This is a genomic window from Acidovorax sp. LjRoot74 (assembly GCF_964254355.1).
Lineage (GTDB): Bacteria > Pseudomonadota > Gammaproteobacteria > Burkholderiales > Burkholderiaceae_C > Acidovorax.
The window spans coordinates 3,972,173-3,985,606 of record NZ_CAXUTI020000001.1; the positions used below are offsets into that span (position 1 = coordinate 3,972,173).

Below are 13,434 nucleotides of genomic sequence, written 5' to 3' on the forward strand. Positions count from 1 at the left end.
CGCGAGATCGTCAGCAGGCGCTCAGGCCAGCCGCCGCATCCGCAACCTGAACCGGGACATCACCAGCGCCGCGTCAGGCGCGCTGCGCGGCAGCAACTCTTCCACACATCCGGTGGCAGAAGGTGGCACAAAGCCCGACGCGATGCCCCCCATGGCAGCCCTGGCCCCCCCCGCCCAATCCCTGCCCCACTCTGGGCCCTCCACGCTGCCGGAGAAAACAAGCGCGCCCTTGGCCGAGAGGCCGGTGCGGATCTCGACCCTCATGCGGTTGGCCAGAGCTCCCTGTCGATAGCCAGCCACAATGCGCAGCGCAAAAACCGGATGCTGCGCGGGGTCGAACACTGCACCAGAGGTATTTGCAACGGCTGCCAACGCAGGCATGGCGGTCCCGTTCCAGCCCTCGGCCATCACCGCACCGTCGCCAAAAACGATAAAACCCCGCGCTGTGGCCCACAGGTTCTTGCCATATCGCAAGATCGGCCCGCAGTGCGGGTTGTAGCTGCCCTGCCCGCCTTCGCAATCGACGGCAAAAAAAATGTGGTGCCCCCCATTGGCAAAGAAGCGGGACGCATCGACGGTACATACCAGCTCGCTGCCATGCGAAGGCACAGAACTCGCCACCCATGGCAAGTAACAAAAGTCCAGGTCGTTGGGTGTCAGGCGGAGTTCACGGGTATGCCCTGTGTGGTGGAGAGTCATGGGGGCCTTGTGCTGTGCATGGATTGCCCGCCAGCATACATGCCCCTCCGCCAACGCCTCCCTGCCCGCTCCGCTCCAAACCTGCGCGGCATCACACCAGCCGCCGAGCCCGGTCAAAAAAAACCCGCACAAGGCGGGCTGAAACCTTGCCAGATTCCCCAGGACATCTCCAACGCACCTCCCGAAGCGGCGGGCGGCGCCTGGAGTCCACGGAGAACAGACAAGGCTCTTAGGACGAAATGATTGGGCGCGCAAGCCGGCCGCCTGGCAATGCGGGATTCACCTATGCACCGAAGCTGACCCTGCGCAGGAATCCTGCGGACAGGCGATGCCGATCCATACTGGGACAAAGAAAAAGCCCCGAGTACATGAAGAACTCGGGGCTTATCTTGGCGGAAACGGATGTTTTCGACGCTATTGACCGCCCTTGACACGATACAAGGCACGTTTGACAACAGAAGGCGAAACCCCGTATTTAGTTGCTAATCCCTTCTGAGTGACCCCGCCAGCAAGGTATTCAGCAACCAAAGCCGATTCGTCTGGCGGCGACAAGGCGCGAACTCTCCCCGGCAACCTGCCACGCGCACGAGCGGCAATCTGCCCAGCAATAGACCTCTCCCGGATCATCGAACGCTCCAGCTGAGCGACAGCGCCAAGAATCTGGACGACAAAAACCCCCATGCTGTTGGTGGTATCCAGAGGCTCAGTGACACTCTTGATGGTCGCACCTACAGACTCCAACTGGCGAAGCATCGCCAACAAATCAAACAGACTTCTGGCTATCCGGTCGATTTTGTAGACGACCAGAACATCACCCTTCTGGAGCGAGGCGAGACACCTAGCCAACTCATGACGCCCACGCCTTGACGCGCCGCTAGCCTTTTCCTGAAACACAACCGAGCAGCCCGCCTTTTCAAGAGCATCAAGCTGCAGCGCGGTGTCTTGATCCTGCGTTGACACACGCGCGTAACCAACGAACGCCATTCAATCCCCCCATAGAAGACCTTGCGAACGCCAATCCCTGTTGGTCAGTGCAAAGCGCAGCAGGGACCGAACGACGACCGCCTTACTGCAGCCGTATTGGGATGCTAGGTCTTCGATAGTTTTACCAATCGGTAAAGAAATAGGCACATCAAGGCGCGCATGCTTTGAGCGAAATTTCGCCACGCGCTGAGAATCACTTGCAGGCACTTTCCCACGGGCTGCGTTACCGGTAACAACACGCCGAACGACAGGAGCGGTAGCCATACCCACCCCTCATCCTTTCGACGCAGCCACAGCCCGTTTTGAGGGCAACTCGCCGTAGAGAACAAACCAGTCTTTCCACTTCGACAGCCGTTCAAGGACAACGGCGTGAACGTCCAAGAGACACGAATAAGCGGCCTCCCAAGCGGCCAGCGGTGTGGCGAAGTGGCCCATGTTGACGGGCTTGGGGACGTCAGGGGCGCCGAAGGCTGAATAGCGGTTAGAGAACGCCTCACCGTCGCGAAATGCCTTGACGATGTACTTTGCGATGTAGGAGGCGATCTGGGCCGGGCTGCGCCTGCTGGAGGCCTTACGCCGGGCTATGTCGATGTTGCCCTCACGTGCACCCGTCACAGAGCGCCAGATTGAACGGATGACGTTGAAGCTTTTCACCTTGCAGGGGAGGCCATGGGGGCCGGACTGGGTGAAGAACGTGGGGACATTGGCGGTAGCGATGTGCCAATGGATGGCGCCGCGCTTTTGGGTTTCGTACACGGCCACAGCACGGAATTCAGGCATGACGCGGCGGAGACGGCGCACGAACTCTTTCAAGTCTTTTTTGGCCTGCTTTACGCACTGTTCGTTTTGCCGGTAGGTGAGCGTTAGGAGGGTATCGGCGCCCATGGCTTTGCAGAGCTTGCGAACCTTCGCGTTTGCCCTGTTTGCGGCGATGGTGAGGGACTTCTCGCGCAGTTCGTCTGCGTTGTCTTCGCGATGCTTGATGACCGTCTCGAGGTACATCTCAAGCGCCATGGGGGACCAATCGAGCTCTTCCCACTTTGTTGGGGCTACCCCCGTCACCTCGATATGGCCGTTGCCCAGATCGTGGGCTTTGACGTTGATGCCATCACCCATCTTTCCCTCGAAAGCAACGAGGGGGACGCCACGGCGGTGCATATCGAGCAGCTCAGCGGGAGTGAATTTGGCAGTAGGGCGGGTTTCGTCGAAAATGCGGATCATGTTGACCAGTCGTAGTGGTTGACATCACGAACCCCGGACAGTTGGCGCTGTTGCGGGGTTCACCTTTTTCAGGCGTCTATGCCTGATGTTCCAAAGTGTTTATGGGATAAATCTAGGCCGGGCTTCGCCCGGCCCCGCCGCCGCGCTTCGCTCGCGTCAGCGGTGCCGGTGCGCAGCCATGCCACGCAGGGGTATCAAACAGATCCATCTGGATCAGCAGGAGGGGAGCAGTAACACGGGTACGGGCCGCACAACGGTTCACCATGGGGCCTGTCGCCCCATACCCCAACCCCCGAGCCTTCGGCGCGTGACTATTCGTCACTTCGGGGCCCCCGGTTTGTCTCTCAGAAACAGAGCGCATGCGGTACCTCACTGGGCGAGACTCGAACGCACCTGGGCATTCCGCGCGGCGAGGCCCTGCGCCCATTCGGACGTTGTTTTGACGGGCTCAGGCTTTGCCGCAGGCATGGGGACAGGAACAGTGCGCGGCGGCGGCGCTTGAGCTACTTGCTGAGCGTCAGGGACCGCGACGGGGTGGGGCCGGTAGTCGCCCCTATCTCTGCGCCCGCTATCGCCCTTCTCCTGAGCTTTCCAGTCGATGAAGAAGCCTTGCGCCACGATCTGGAGGCACACGGAGCCGCTCACTTGCAACAGGGTGGCTTGCTGGGTGTAGCACTTGCAAACGTTGCCCATCTGGACGCACGCTGCGGGGTATGGCGCTTCGGTGGGCCTAGTCACATCGTCGTAGGCAGGGGCGCTATGGGGGAAGTCTTTCAGACGCGCAATGCGGTCGGCAATGTATTCATCTGCTGTGAGCTTCTGACGTTCGCGCGGCAGTGTGCCGGGCATGCCTTGACCTGGTGGGGGCATGCCTTGCGTAGCGTCCTGTTGCTTGGTCTGCTTTGTGACGTTGCCATAGACCTTAGTGATAGCGAAATAGCCAAGCGCGGGCACAAGCAATACGCAGGCGACGAGCATCCAGACCTGCTTTGGGATGCGCACCTTTGCGGTGTGAAGGCTGGCCGATTCGTACCAGTCATACACCTCCTTGGGATACGCCCGCATGCTTACGACACCACGGGCACCGGAGTTAGGTTGCTCGCACTTGAGTTCAGCAAAGTTGAACTTGAGTTCGCTCACCATGGCCGCGCCTGCGGTGCGCTTGAGGTGGCGGTGCCAACTGGGCGACTCGATCAGGCGCCGGATGTTCACATGGATCAGGCTTGGATGGGGCGTGATCATCCAGAAGTCAAAGCCACGGCGGCGGCGGTGCTGAGCTACCGCGTTGATGTAGTCAGGCAGTTCGCCTTGGACCTTCGCGGGAAACTCGTTTTGGCACTCGTCCATCACGCAGATGGAGCCGTCTGGCAGGTCTTGCCACCTCTTCGGGTCGAATTCCTGCCAGCCCCAATCGAGCAAGACCTGCTTGGCCTTGAAGCCGTGGAAGTAGACGGGGCGGTTTTCTTTGAGTTGCTGCTCGCGTACGTCTTTGAGGGTGAACAGGGTTTTGCCCGCGCCGTTGCCGCCTGTCGTCAGATAGATCATTTCAAGACCCACTTTTTGAAGGTGTCGCCAGATACGCCGCTGATGACGGCGCGAGCAACAATTGCGCTGGTGATGATGCTGATGCACACACCAACTTTCATGAAGCCGATGAGGCCGAACAGATCAGCAGGCAGGCCACTGAGCGCAGAGATAGCGCCAGCCTTCAACCAGTCCAGCGAGGACGACACGCCGGTATAGGTCACAACGCTGATGCCCAGAGCGATCAGAACGCGGCCCGCGAGTGTGCCGACGAGGTTGATAAGCATGCCGCCGATAGCAGCGATGAAGATGGGCATGGTTTATCCCCTGGTGATGATGCGGGCGGCCATGAGCATGGACACGGCTACAAGGATGTTGCCGAGCATGGCAAGGTATTGACAGAGATTCGAGAGAGGCAGGGTGACAGAGGTGTGCCAGACCGTCAGATTGAGGTCACCGAAGCAACCGCCGCCGCCGATGGCGTCTGATGTATTGATGCGCCCGGCAATGCTGATGGTCTCGTTGCCGGGGAGGTTGCCGGTTTGGTTGCCCTCTTTGCCTTTGTTGTCCTGGTAGAGCTTCGACTCGGGTGACTCGTCATCAAAGAGCTTGCAGGCCCTGCGGTGCTGCTCTTGAGCAATGGCGCATTGGATGGCGTCGCCCTCACATGAAAAGCCACTCATGCAGGCACCGCCGAAGCCGCTTTGCTCCTCTTCGCCTTCGCCGTCACCATTCCCACCGCCACCACCACCGCTACCCCCGCCACTGCCACCGCCCCCGGGCTGCGTGTAGACACAGGTATCGCCAATCTTGACGGAGCCCGCAGGGCATGTGCCGTCGCCATCTGGTGGCGTGGGGTTCTTCACACAGAAGCGACCGCTTTGCGAGTAGCCAGCGGGGCAAGAACCATCAGGTTCTTTGGGCTTTGGCTCAGGGGGTGGGAGCGCCCCCGTCTCATCGCCCGGAGGGACCGGACGCGGACCACCGCCGCCCGTATCGCCACCAGTTCCGCCGCCCGTGTTGCCACCCGTGCCACCCCCAGTGTTGCCGCCTGTTCCACCAGTTCCGCCACCGGTGCCGCCAGTGCCCCCACCCGTGCCGCCGCCAGTGCCACCAGTACCGCCCCCGGTATTGCCACCGGTCCCACCCGTGCCGCCGCCAGTGTTGCCACCAGTCCCACCGGTTCCGCCCCCGGTATTGCCGCCCGTGTCACCGCCGCCAGGGCCTTGGGAGGATGAACCGCCATCACCGCCGCCAGTGCATGACGCACCAGTGAAGCGGCCAGCGCCGCTGCAGGAGGTTGACCCGTTGAATGAAACACAGATATCCGGCTTTATGCGCACAAGACAGGACTTGCCGCCGCTTTGCTCACAGATGTATGTGACCTGATCAGGCAGATCCGTGTAATCACCCGCCGGGCCCGCTTGGCAGTTGTTTTTCTTGCACTCGCCAGCTATGCGGGTGTATCCGGGGTCACAAGGCGGTGGATTGACACAAAAGCCGTTGACACGTACTTGACCGGGGTTGCAGTTGCGGGGAACGCAAGCGCCACCCTGCTCGATGTCATAAGGATTGGGGCAGGCGGTATCAGGGCCGCGAACCGGTATGCCAGTGCCGCCGCCGTTGTAGCCACTGCCCCAGCTGCTGGTGTAGGTGTAGTGGCACTGATCGCCATCAATGGCCGCAGTGATGACTGTGTTTGTGCCTGTTGCAGACAGGTACTGTGCGCCGACCAAACCGCTGCACGCATCTGCCGCACTTGTGCCGCGTGAGGTCTTATCGCCGTAGCTGATCGACCATGCTTGAAATGCAGCAAAGGCATTGCACGCAAACAGCGAGAGCAGCGCGGCGAGGGCTAGGCGGTGAAGATGAACCATGCGGCCCCCAAGACGGCGATGATGACGAAGAGGCCCATTTGTTTGCACCTTGAAGAAGCCCACCGCGTGAGCTTTTGCAAGGCCCCTGCCGGCCGGTCAGGGAGCGCTTGGGGCGACGGCTTAGGACAGAGCCTTGCGCACCCACTGGAAGGCCTTGACGCCCACGTAGATCAGCAGCACTGCGGCACCGATCGCGGCGATGGGGGCAGCTTGCAGAGCAATGTCCGCAGTCACTGCCGTGACGTCCACGGCGGCAGCATTTGCCGAGCCCACAGCGGCCAGAACACCAGCGGCGACGAGGCCGCGCTTGATTGCTTGAGTCATTTCAGGTTTCCTCTTTTGAAGTTGATGAATTGCCGTCGATGTTCAGAGCGCGGATGAGCATGCGAAATGCCCAGCCAACAGCCCAGACCGCGAGGACGGCGCCCGCGATTGCTGCCCCATCCGCTGTATCGAGTTGCAGCGGAGGGAGGCTTAATTCATGCACCACAGTCACCGTGCAGGTGCTGGGGCAGTCGATAACGATGGGGTCAGCCATGGGCGCGAGTGCGAGCCGCTGCAATGCGCTGGCGCTGGGCCATGCGGGCGTGCAGGCGCAGGGCCAGAACGTGCATGGAGCCAACGAGCAGTTGCCACAGGGCCGCGCCTATGAAGCCGCTGCAGATGCCGACGATGGCCAACCGCTGGGCCACGTGGGCGAGGTCAATTTCCGGGGGCATTACGCGGCCTTGGGAGCAGCGGGAGTGGGCGCAGCCGTGCGGGCAGGGGGTACAGGCGTCAGGCTAGTGAGAACGGCCACCACATCGCCCTTATCCGCGCCGTAGTCAGGCACGCGGAGAGCAAAGCCTGCGCGGAAGACGCCGACCGCCGCAACGTTCACCAAATCACGGGGAACGCGGAGACGGCCAACGGTTTCGAGCTCGCCGTCATCGTTGATCAGCGCCGTTCGGGCGATAGTGGACTCGTAGGGCTTGCCCGTGTCGGGGTTGATCTTTTTGCTGAGCTCTTGGGAGACCTTGAGGATTTGAATCGTGCTAGTGAATGCCATGGTGTGTGCCTCTATTGGCTGTGTGAAAATTGGCAATCCGCCACCGATGGCAAATTGCCACCGGAATGTAACAGCTATTGATGGCAATTTGCAACCATGAACCTCATCGAAATGATTGAAGAAGCCTCTGCAGTCGCAGGAAGCCAACGCAAACTGGCCGAGCTACTCGAAGTAGACGCGGCTAGCTTGATTCAAATGAAACAGGGGAAGAGGCCCGCGAACTGGCGCGTTCGGGGCAAGCTGCGAGTGATCCTTGGGCAGGAGCCAGCGCAAGCATTTGTGGCCGCGATGGCAGAGGACCTGGAGCAGTCAGAAAACGAGGACGAAAAAAAAGCCGCAGATGGTTTTAAGGCCATGCTTGCAGCTTTTCCTGATGGTTGGCGGAAACGGAGGGATTCGAACCCTCGATGAGGCTCTACACCCCATACTCCCTTAGCAGGGGAGCACCTTCGGCCACTCGGTCACGTTTCCAATCCCGCTATTATGCCTCATTTCGGAGGTGGTTCCGGCGGTTTGGGCGGGCTGCGGATCCAGTCCGAAGGCCCTGTGCAGGGTGTGCAGGGCCTGTACCAGCTGCGTTTCGTCGATCAACACCGAGGTGCACGTCTCTGCGGTGGAGACCATCTGCGCCTGGATGCCCTCTTCGCGAAGCGCACCAAACAGCTTGCTGGCGGTACCTACCTGGCTGTGCGTGCCATTGCCAGCAATGCTGATTTTGCAAACACCGGTGTCGGCCACAACTTCCCGCGCACCGAGGGCGGGAAGCACCTGGACCCTCAGCAGCTCCACGGTGCGCGCGCAGTCGTTGCGGCGCACGGTGAAGCTGAGATCGGTCTTGCCGTCCTTGCCCGTGTTCTGGACGACCACGTCCGCCTCGATGTGCGCCCTGGCCATCGTGCCCAGGATATGGCTGGCGAGACCGGGCTGGCTGGGCACGCCGAGCACGGAGACCTTGGCCTGGTCGCGGGTGACGGCAAGGCTGGATGCGGCGGCTGGTTCCATTTCTGTGTTCCTCAAAGTCTCTGGTGGCCTGGGTGTGCAGTTTTCAACACCGTCGTCCCCATCCCCTGCGGCAGGCTGCATGTGGCGCACGGCCATAGCGCTTTTAAACAAGGGGGGTCCAACTACGGACTGGTCCAATCCAGCCTGAGGCCGGAGCGCACCACAAAACCACGCCCCACCTTGATGCGGATCTGGTGACCCCGTGTGGTGCAGGCCTGGATTTGGTCAAGCAGTTCACCCAATTGCGCCGCTGCGGGTGTGGTGTGGTGGGCATGCCGCAGCCAGTGGCGCAACACGTTGGCCTGCCGTGCACGGCTGAGCCCTTGCAGGGCCTTGATCTGCGGAGGGACGCCCACCAGGACCAAGTCCTGCTGCGCCAGTTCGTCCAGCAATTCGGCCGCCTGGGCAGCGTTGTCGGCCGATCGCGCGAAGGTGTCACGAAAGGCTGGGAACGCCGCATCCAGCGCGGGCAGCAGCTGCGCCCGGATGCGGTTGCGCGTGAAGCGTTCATCGGTGTTGGTGGGGTCTTCTACCCAGGCCTGGCCCTGCGCGCTCAGCCAGCGGCGCACTTCTGCCCCCGCCACCTGGAGCAGTGGCCGGTGCCAGACCAGGCCCGCCCGCTCCCAGCGTGCAGGCATCGCGGCCAGGCCCGCCACGCCAGCCCCGCGCGACAAGGCCAGCAGCAGGGTTTCAGCCTGGTCATCCGCATGCTGCGCCAATGCTATTGATTTGATAGCATTATTTTGAATATGGTCGCGCGCAAAGACCTCAAAAGCTTGGTATCTCGCCTGCCGGGCCGCATCTTCCGGGCTCTGGCCCGGGGCGTGACGGGCGTCGAGCCGATGCACCACCAGCGGCACATCCAGCCGCTGGCAAAACGCGGTGCAGTGCTGCTCAAACCCATCGGCCGCAGCCTGAAGGCCGTGGTGCACATGGATGGCCCGCACCTGGCCGGGCCAGCGCAGGGCACAGGCCAGCAGCAGCGCGGTGGAGTCCGCGCCCCCGCTCAGACCCACTGCCAGCGGGAGCACAGGCGCGAAGGATTGGATGGCCGCCTCGAAGGACTGGGTCATGCCAGCGGCTTCCGCAATGGGCAAAGGCCTGGGCACGGGCCGGAGGCAGGATCAACAAGGCGGACGAGGCGACAGGGCATGGGCGCCGATTATCGCGGGCGGCACCAGCCTCATCAGCTACCGCCCACACGCACGCGAGCCTCAACCGGCGGGCGCAGACAGGCGTGGTGCAGAGTGCGACGCATCGGTGGACAGGCGGAAGGTGCCCACCACTTCAGACAGCCGCACCGACTGGTCTTTGAGGCTTTGCGCAGCTGCGGCGCTTTCCTCTACCAATGCGGCGTTTTGCTGGGTCATCTGGTCGAGTTGCGCCACGGCCTGGCCGACCTCGTTGATGCTGGTGCTCTGCTCGTTGGTGGACGCCGTGATCTCGGCCATGATGTCCGTGACACGCTGCACCGAGGTGACGATGTCGTTCATGGTGGTGCCCGCGTCGTGCACCAGGCGCGAGCCGTTCTCAACCTGCTCCACCGAGGTGTTGATCAGCGTCTTGATCTCGCGCGCGGCCTCAGCGCTGCGCTGGGCCAGACTGCGCACCTCGCCCGCCACCACGGCAAAACCCCGGCCCTGCTCACCTGCGCGCGCCGCCTCCACGGCCGCGTTCAGCGCCAGGATGTTGGTCTGGAAGGCGATGCCGTCGATGACGCCGATGATGTCGTTGATCTTGCGCGATGCGGCATTGATCTGGTCCATGGTGGTGACCACATTGCCCACCACTTGGCCACCATGCCGCGCCACATTCGACGCCTGGGCCACCAGCTGGTTGGCCTGACGGGCGGAGTCGGCGTTGTGGCGCACGGTTTCGGTGAGCTGCTGCATGGAGGCCGATGTTTGCTGCAGGCTGGACGCGGTGAGTTCGGTGCGCCCGCTCAGGTCGTGGTTGCCGGTGGCGATCTCTTCAGCCGCCACGCGTACCGAACTGCTGGCATCGCGGATCTGCGCCAGCACGCCCGAGAGCTTGCCTGCGAAGCTGTTGAAACTGGCGGCGATCTGCGCCAGTTCGTCCTCGCCCTGCGCATCAATCCGGCGCGAAAGATCACCATCGCCCGCGCCGATCTCGTGCATGGCGTCGCGCACCTGGGTGAGGCGGCGCAGCCGCTGCGACAGGATGCCGGCGAGCACCACCAGCGCCACCAGCAGCACCACAATGCCTGCGCCCAGCGACACCTGCAGCATGGTGCTGATGGCCTGCAGCGCCTCGCCCCGGTCGAGCGCAATGGCCAACAGCCAGGGTGTGCCGGTGACTGGTGCCACCGTGAGCAGCATGGCGCGGCCCTGCAGATCCATCGCGTTGAGGTCGGCACGTTTGGCCATGTCGGCCAGTGCAGCGGCGGTGAGCGCGGGGGCCACGTCGGTGGCGGGCTTCAGGGCCAGCTTGACCTCGGGGTGGGCAATGATGTTGCCGTCGCCGCCCACCAGAAAGGCGTAGCTTGATGGTGTGGGCTTGATGGAGGCCACATTGGCCACCACCGCCGCCAGCGAAACATCGCCCGCCATCACGGCCTTGACGGTGCCGCCTTCGCGCGCCGCCTTGGCAAAGGTCACCACCAGCCCCGCGCCCCCAGCGTCGGCATAAGGCGCAGTGAGCACCGAGGCATCGGCCCCGGCCGCCTGCTTGTACCAGGGGCGTGCGGTGGGGTCGTAGTCGGGCGGCAGGTTCTGCTTTTCGGAGAACACCGTGCGCTTGTCGGCATAGCCGAAATAGGTGGTGTGGAAGTTGCCCGCCTTGGCCAGCATATTGAGCGGCTTGGCGGCGTCGGCATCGTCCAGCGCAGCCGCCGCAGACTCGACGACCTGGGCCTTGCTGCGCGCCCAGTCGCGCAAGGCCTCAATGTGGCTGTGGGCCAAGGCCTGCGACTGCGCCGTGAGGGAGGCATAGGCCTGGGATCGTGCGGTGAGGTAGTTGGCCACGGTCAGGGCAATCAGCCCGGCCACCAGGCAACCCACCGATACCAGAAGGATCTGGCCCTTGAGAGTCTTCAGAAGCGACATTGAGCACCCCTTGGTCCACCCGCACGGGCGGCATCGGACCATGTTACATCCGGTATCACGGTGCGCGCCAGTGGGGGTTATCGCGAAGGGGTGGGCTGTTCGCTCTTGAAACGACGTGAAACGCGTGGAAAAGCCCCGGATCAGTCCACAAAAACAACAACGGCCCCGAAGGGCCGTTGTGCAGTGCAGCAGTGCAGTGTCTTGAACAGGGCCAAAACGCCCTGTGCCATCTCAGCGGCTGTCGGCCTTGGTGTCGCCGAAGCGGCCGTAGCTTTGCAGGCGTTCGTAGCGGCGGTCCAGCAGGTCTTTGGTCTTGAGGTCAGCCACCTGACGGAAGGCGTCGCCCAGCGCGCGCTTGAGGAAGGCGGCCATCTGCTTGTGGTCGCGGTGGGCGCCGCCCACGGGCTCGCTCACGATCTTGTCCACCAGGCCCAGGGCCTTCAGGCGGTGGGCTGTGATGCCCAGCGCGTCGGCGGCCTCCTGGGCCTTGTCACTGGTTTTCCAGAGGATGGACGCGCAGCCTTCGGGGCTGATCACGGAGTAGATGGCGTACTGCAGCATCACGACCTGATCAGCCACGCTGATGGCCAGCGCGCCGCCCGAGCCGCCTTCGCCAATAATGGTGGTGATGATGGGCACTTCGAGCTGCGCCATCTCGAAAATGTTGCGGCCGATGGCCTCGGACTGGCCACGCTCCTCGGCGTCGATGCCGGGATAGGCGCCGGGCGTGTCTACAAACGTGAACACAGGCAGCTTGAACTTCTCGGCCGTCTTCATGAGGCGCAGGGCCTTGCGGTAACCCTCGGGCTTGCTCATGCCGAAGTTGCGCATGGCGCGCTCCTTCGTGTCACGGCCCTTCTGGTGGCCGATGACCATGCAGGCATGGCCATTGAAGCGCGCCAGGCCGCCCACGATGGACTGGTCGTCCGCATAGTGGCGGTCGCCGTGCAGCTCCACAAAGTCGGTGAAGATGTCGCGCACGTAGTCGAGCGTGTAGGGGCGCTCGGGGTGGCGGGCAATCTTGGTGATCTGCCAGGGACTCAGCTCGCTGTAGATGTCCTTGGTGAGCTGCTGGCTCTTCTTGCTGAGCTGGTCGATCTCTTCCGAGATATCGACGGCGCTCTCGGTCTGCACGTAGCGCAGTTCTTCAATTTTGGATTCCAGCTCTGCGATGGGCTGCTCGAAATCCAGAAAGGTCTTTTTCGCCAACGTTGTTCTCCTTGGGGCTCGCGCCGGGCGGCTGCCACGATGAATGGCACGCACTGTAACCGACGGTTAACGATTTTTTGTCAAACGCGTCAGAGGGCGTCAGTAAGCAACCGGCTGCGGGTCAAGCGACCGCCAAATATACCAAGTCGCCACACTGCACCAGGGTTTCCAGGCCTCAGCCACTTCGCGGGCGTCGCTGCGGCTCACCGGGTCACCCGAGAAGTAATTCTGGCTGATGCCGGTGATCAACCCCGGATCGTCCAGCGGCAATACATTGGGCCGCATCAAATAGAAGATCAAAAACATCTCGGCCGTCCAGCGGCCAATGCCCCGGATGGCCACCAGCTCGGCAATGATGGCCTCGTCGTCCATCGCCGCCCAGTCCTTCACGTGGAGCTTGCCGCTCTCGAAGTGCATGGCCAGGTCCACCAGGTAGTCCACCTTGCGGGCGGACAGGCCTGCGGCGCGCATGTCGTCGATCTTGAGCTTGAGCACGCTGGCCGGCTTCATGCCGCGCGGCAGCAGCGCCACCAGACGCTCCCACACAGCCTGGGCCGCCGCCACCGAGACCTGCTGGCCCACGATGGAACGCGCCAACGTGATGAACGGGTCGCCCTTGGTCTGCAGCGCGGCGTCGCCAAACTGCGGGATCAGGCGCTTCATCACCCGGTCTTTTTTCACCAGGTGCTTGCAGGCCTCGGCCCAGTAGTCGGGCGTGGCCAGCACCAGCGGCGGCGCCACAGCGTCGCCTGCTATCTTTTTAGAAGCTGCCACGGCTTACCCCATGCGCCGCAGCGGCATTTTT

At 62.6% G+C, this 13,434-nt stretch carries 16 protein-coding genes and 1 tRNA gene; 1 reads left to right on the forward strand and 16 read right to left on the reverse strand.

Annotated elements, in window-relative coordinates:
• Positions 1 to 21 precede the first annotated feature (21 nt).
• The 10 genes from ACSQ3O_RS18945 to ACSQ3O_RS18990 form a co-directional block, all read right to left on the reverse strand.
• Positions 22 to 699: a hypothetical protein gene (locus tag ACSQ3O_RS18945; RefSeq protein ID WP_436140062.1), complete on the reverse strand. Its 678-nt coding sequence runs from the start codon at positions 697 to 699 to the stop codon at positions 22 to 24.
• A 414-nt stretch (positions 700 to 1,113) separates the two neighbouring features.
• Positions 1,114 to 1,683: a recombinase family protein gene (locus ACSQ3O_RS18950; RefSeq protein ID WP_436140063.1), complete on the reverse strand. Its 570-nt coding sequence runs from the start codon at positions 1,681 to 1,683 to the stop codon at positions 1,114 to 1,116.
• 273 nt (positions 1,684 to 1,956) lie between these two features.
• Complete coding sequence (locus tag ACSQ3O_RS18955) at positions 1,957 to 2,904, reverse strand: rolling circle replication-associated protein (protein WP_436139699.1); 948 nt, start codon at positions 2,902 to 2,904, stop codon at positions 1,957 to 1,959.
• Positions 2,905 to 3,273: 369 nt separating this feature from the next.
• Entirely contained in the window at positions 3,274 to 4,449 is a 1,176-nt protein-coding gene (locus ACSQ3O_RS18960; protein WP_436140064.1) for a zonular occludens toxin domain-containing protein, read from the reverse strand.
• Entirely contained in the window at positions 4,446 to 4,745 is a 300-nt protein-coding gene (locus ACSQ3O_RS18965; protein ID WP_436139697.1) for a DUF2523 domain-containing protein, read from the reverse strand. Before ACSQ3O_RS18965 ends, ACSQ3O_RS18960 begins: the two co-directional genes overlap by 4 nt.
• Positions 4,746 to 4,748: 3 nt before the next feature.
• Positions 4,749 to 5,294 (reverse strand): virulence factor TspB C-terminal domain-related protein, encoded by a 546-nt coding sequence (locus ACSQ3O_RS18970; RefSeq protein WP_436139696.1) that lies wholly within the window; start codon positions 5,292 to 5,294, stop codon positions 4,749 to 4,751.
• 1,131 nt (positions 5,295 to 6,425) lie between these two features.
• On the reverse strand, positions 6,426 to 6,629 hold the full coding sequence (locus ACSQ3O_RS18975; protein WP_436139695.1) for a major capsid protein: 204 nt from the start codon (positions 6,627 to 6,629) through the stop codon (positions 6,426 to 6,428).
• Between the two features lies 1 nt (position 6,630).
• The gene (locus ACSQ3O_RS18980) at positions 6,631 to 6,843 is read right to left on the reverse strand and encodes a hypothetical protein (RefSeq protein ID WP_436140065.1); all 213 of its coding nucleotides are present in this window, start codon (positions 6,841 to 6,843) and stop codon (positions 6,631 to 6,633) included.
• A complete protein-coding gene (locus tag ACSQ3O_RS18985; protein ID WP_436140066.1) occupies positions 6,836 to 7,024 on the reverse strand; it encodes a hypothetical protein in 189 nt (62 codons plus the stop codon). Before ACSQ3O_RS18985 ends, ACSQ3O_RS18980 begins: the two co-directional genes overlap by 8 nt.
• The gene (locus ACSQ3O_RS18990) at positions 7,024 to 7,353 is read right to left on the reverse strand and encodes a hypothetical protein (protein WP_436139692.1); all 330 of its coding nucleotides are present in this window, start codon (positions 7,351 to 7,353) and stop codon (positions 7,024 to 7,026) included. Before ACSQ3O_RS18990 ends, ACSQ3O_RS18985 begins: the two co-directional genes overlap by 1 nt.
• 96 nt (positions 7,354 to 7,449) lie before the next feature.
• Between ACSQ3O_RS18990 and ACSQ3O_RS18995 the strand changes: the two genes are divergently transcribed.
• The gene (locus ACSQ3O_RS18995) at positions 7,450 to 7,764 is read left to right on the forward strand and encodes a hypothetical protein (RefSeq protein ID WP_436140067.1); all 315 of its coding nucleotides are present in this window, start codon (positions 7,450 to 7,452) and stop codon (positions 7,762 to 7,764) included.
• Here the strand turns inward: ACSQ3O_RS18995 and ACSQ3O_RS19000 are convergent.
• The 6 genes from ACSQ3O_RS19000 to ACSQ3O_RS19025 all read right to left on the reverse strand — a co-directional run bounded on the left by ACSQ3O_RS19000 (position 7,732) and on the right by ACSQ3O_RS19025 (position 13,403).
• Positions 7,732 to 7,824 (reverse strand) — tRNA-Ser (locus ACSQ3O_RS19000). The genes ACSQ3O_RS18995 and ACSQ3O_RS19000 overlap by 33 nt on opposite strands.
• Positions 7,786 to 8,355, reverse strand: a complete 570-nt coding sequence (locus ACSQ3O_RS19005; RefSeq protein ID WP_436140068.1) for an ACT domain-containing protein — start codon at positions 8,353 to 8,355, stop codon at positions 7,786 to 7,788. The genes ACSQ3O_RS19000 and ACSQ3O_RS19005 overlap by 39 nt, the downstream gene beginning before the upstream one ends.
• Before the next feature lie 122 nt (positions 8,356 to 8,477).
• Positions 8,478 to 9,428, reverse strand: a complete 951-nt coding sequence (gene tilS, locus ACSQ3O_RS19010; RefSeq protein WP_436140069.1) for a tRNA lysidine(34) synthetase TilS — start codon at positions 9,426 to 9,428, stop codon at positions 8,478 to 8,480.
• Positions 9,429 to 9,569: 141 nt separating this feature from the next.
• Positions 9,570 to 11,420, reverse strand: coding sequence for a methyl-accepting chemotaxis protein (locus tag ACSQ3O_RS19015; protein ID WP_436140070.1), 1,851 nt, complete (start codon positions 11,418 to 11,420; stop codon positions 9,570 to 9,572).
• Positions 11,421 to 11,651: 231 nt separating this feature from the next.
• Positions 11,652 to 12,629, reverse strand: a complete 978-nt coding sequence (locus ACSQ3O_RS19020; protein ID WP_137745658.1) for an acetyl-CoA carboxylase carboxyltransferase subunit alpha — start codon at positions 12,627 to 12,629, stop codon at positions 11,652 to 11,654.
• Between the two features lie 99 nt (positions 12,630 to 12,728).
• On the reverse strand, positions 12,729 to 13,403 hold the full coding sequence (locus ACSQ3O_RS19025) for a DNA-3-methyladenine glycosylase family protein (RefSeq protein ID WP_436140071.1): 675 nt from the start codon (positions 13,401 to 13,403) through the stop codon (positions 12,729 to 12,731).
• Positions 13,404 to 13,434: the final 31 nt, after the last annotated feature.

Coding starts and splice junctions, on each gene's coding strand:
- ACSQ3O_RS18975 (WP_436139695.1), bottom strand. CDS start 6,629: ATGACTCAAGCAATCAAGCGCGGCCTCGTCGCCGCTGGTGTTCTGGCC.
- ACSQ3O_RS18980 (WP_436140065.1), bottom strand. CDS start 6,843: ATGGCTGACCCCATCGTTATCGACTGCCCCAGCACCTGCACGGTGACT.
- ACSQ3O_RS19005 (WP_436140068.1), bottom strand. CDS start 8,355: ATGGAACCAGCCGCCGCATCCAGCCTTGCCGTCACCCGCGACCAGGCC.
- ACSQ3O_RS18960 (WP_436140064.1), bottom strand. CDS start 4,449: ATGATCTATCTGACGACAGGCGGCAACGGCGCGGGCAAAACCCTGTTC.
- ACSQ3O_RS19015 (WP_436140070.1), bottom strand. CDS start 11,420: ATGTCGCTTCTGAAGACTCTCAAGGGCCAGATCCTTCTGGTATCGGTG.
- ACSQ3O_RS18955 (WP_436139699.1), bottom strand. CDS start 2,904: ATGATCCGCATTTTCGACGAAACCCGCCCTACTGCCAAATTCACTCCC.
- ACSQ3O_RS18965 (WP_436139697.1), bottom strand. CDS start 4,745: ATGCCCATCTTCATCGCTGCTATCGGCGGCATGCTTATCAACCTCGTC.
- ACSQ3O_RS18995 (WP_436140067.1), top strand. CDS start 7,450: ATGAACCTCATCGAAATGATTGAAGAAGCCTCTGCAGTCGCAGGAAGC.
- ACSQ3O_RS18990 (WP_436139692.1), bottom strand. CDS start 7,353: ATGGCATTCACTAGCACGATTCAAATCCTCAAGGTCTCCCAAGAGCTC.
- ACSQ3O_RS18945 (WP_436140062.1), bottom strand. CDS start 699: ATGACTCTCCACCACACAGGGCATACCCGTGAACTCCGCCTGACACCC.
- ACSQ3O_RS18950 (WP_436140063.1), bottom strand. CDS start 1,683: ATGGCGTTCGTTGGTTACGCGCGTGTGTCAACGCAGGATCAAGACACC.
- ACSQ3O_RS18985 (WP_436140066.1), bottom strand. CDS start 7,024: ATGCCCCCGGAAATTGACCTCGCCCACGTGGCCCAGCGGTTGGCCATC.
- tilS (WP_436140069.1), bottom strand. CDS start 9,428: ATGACCCAGTCCTTCGAGGCGGCCATCCAATCCTTCGCGCCTGTGCTC.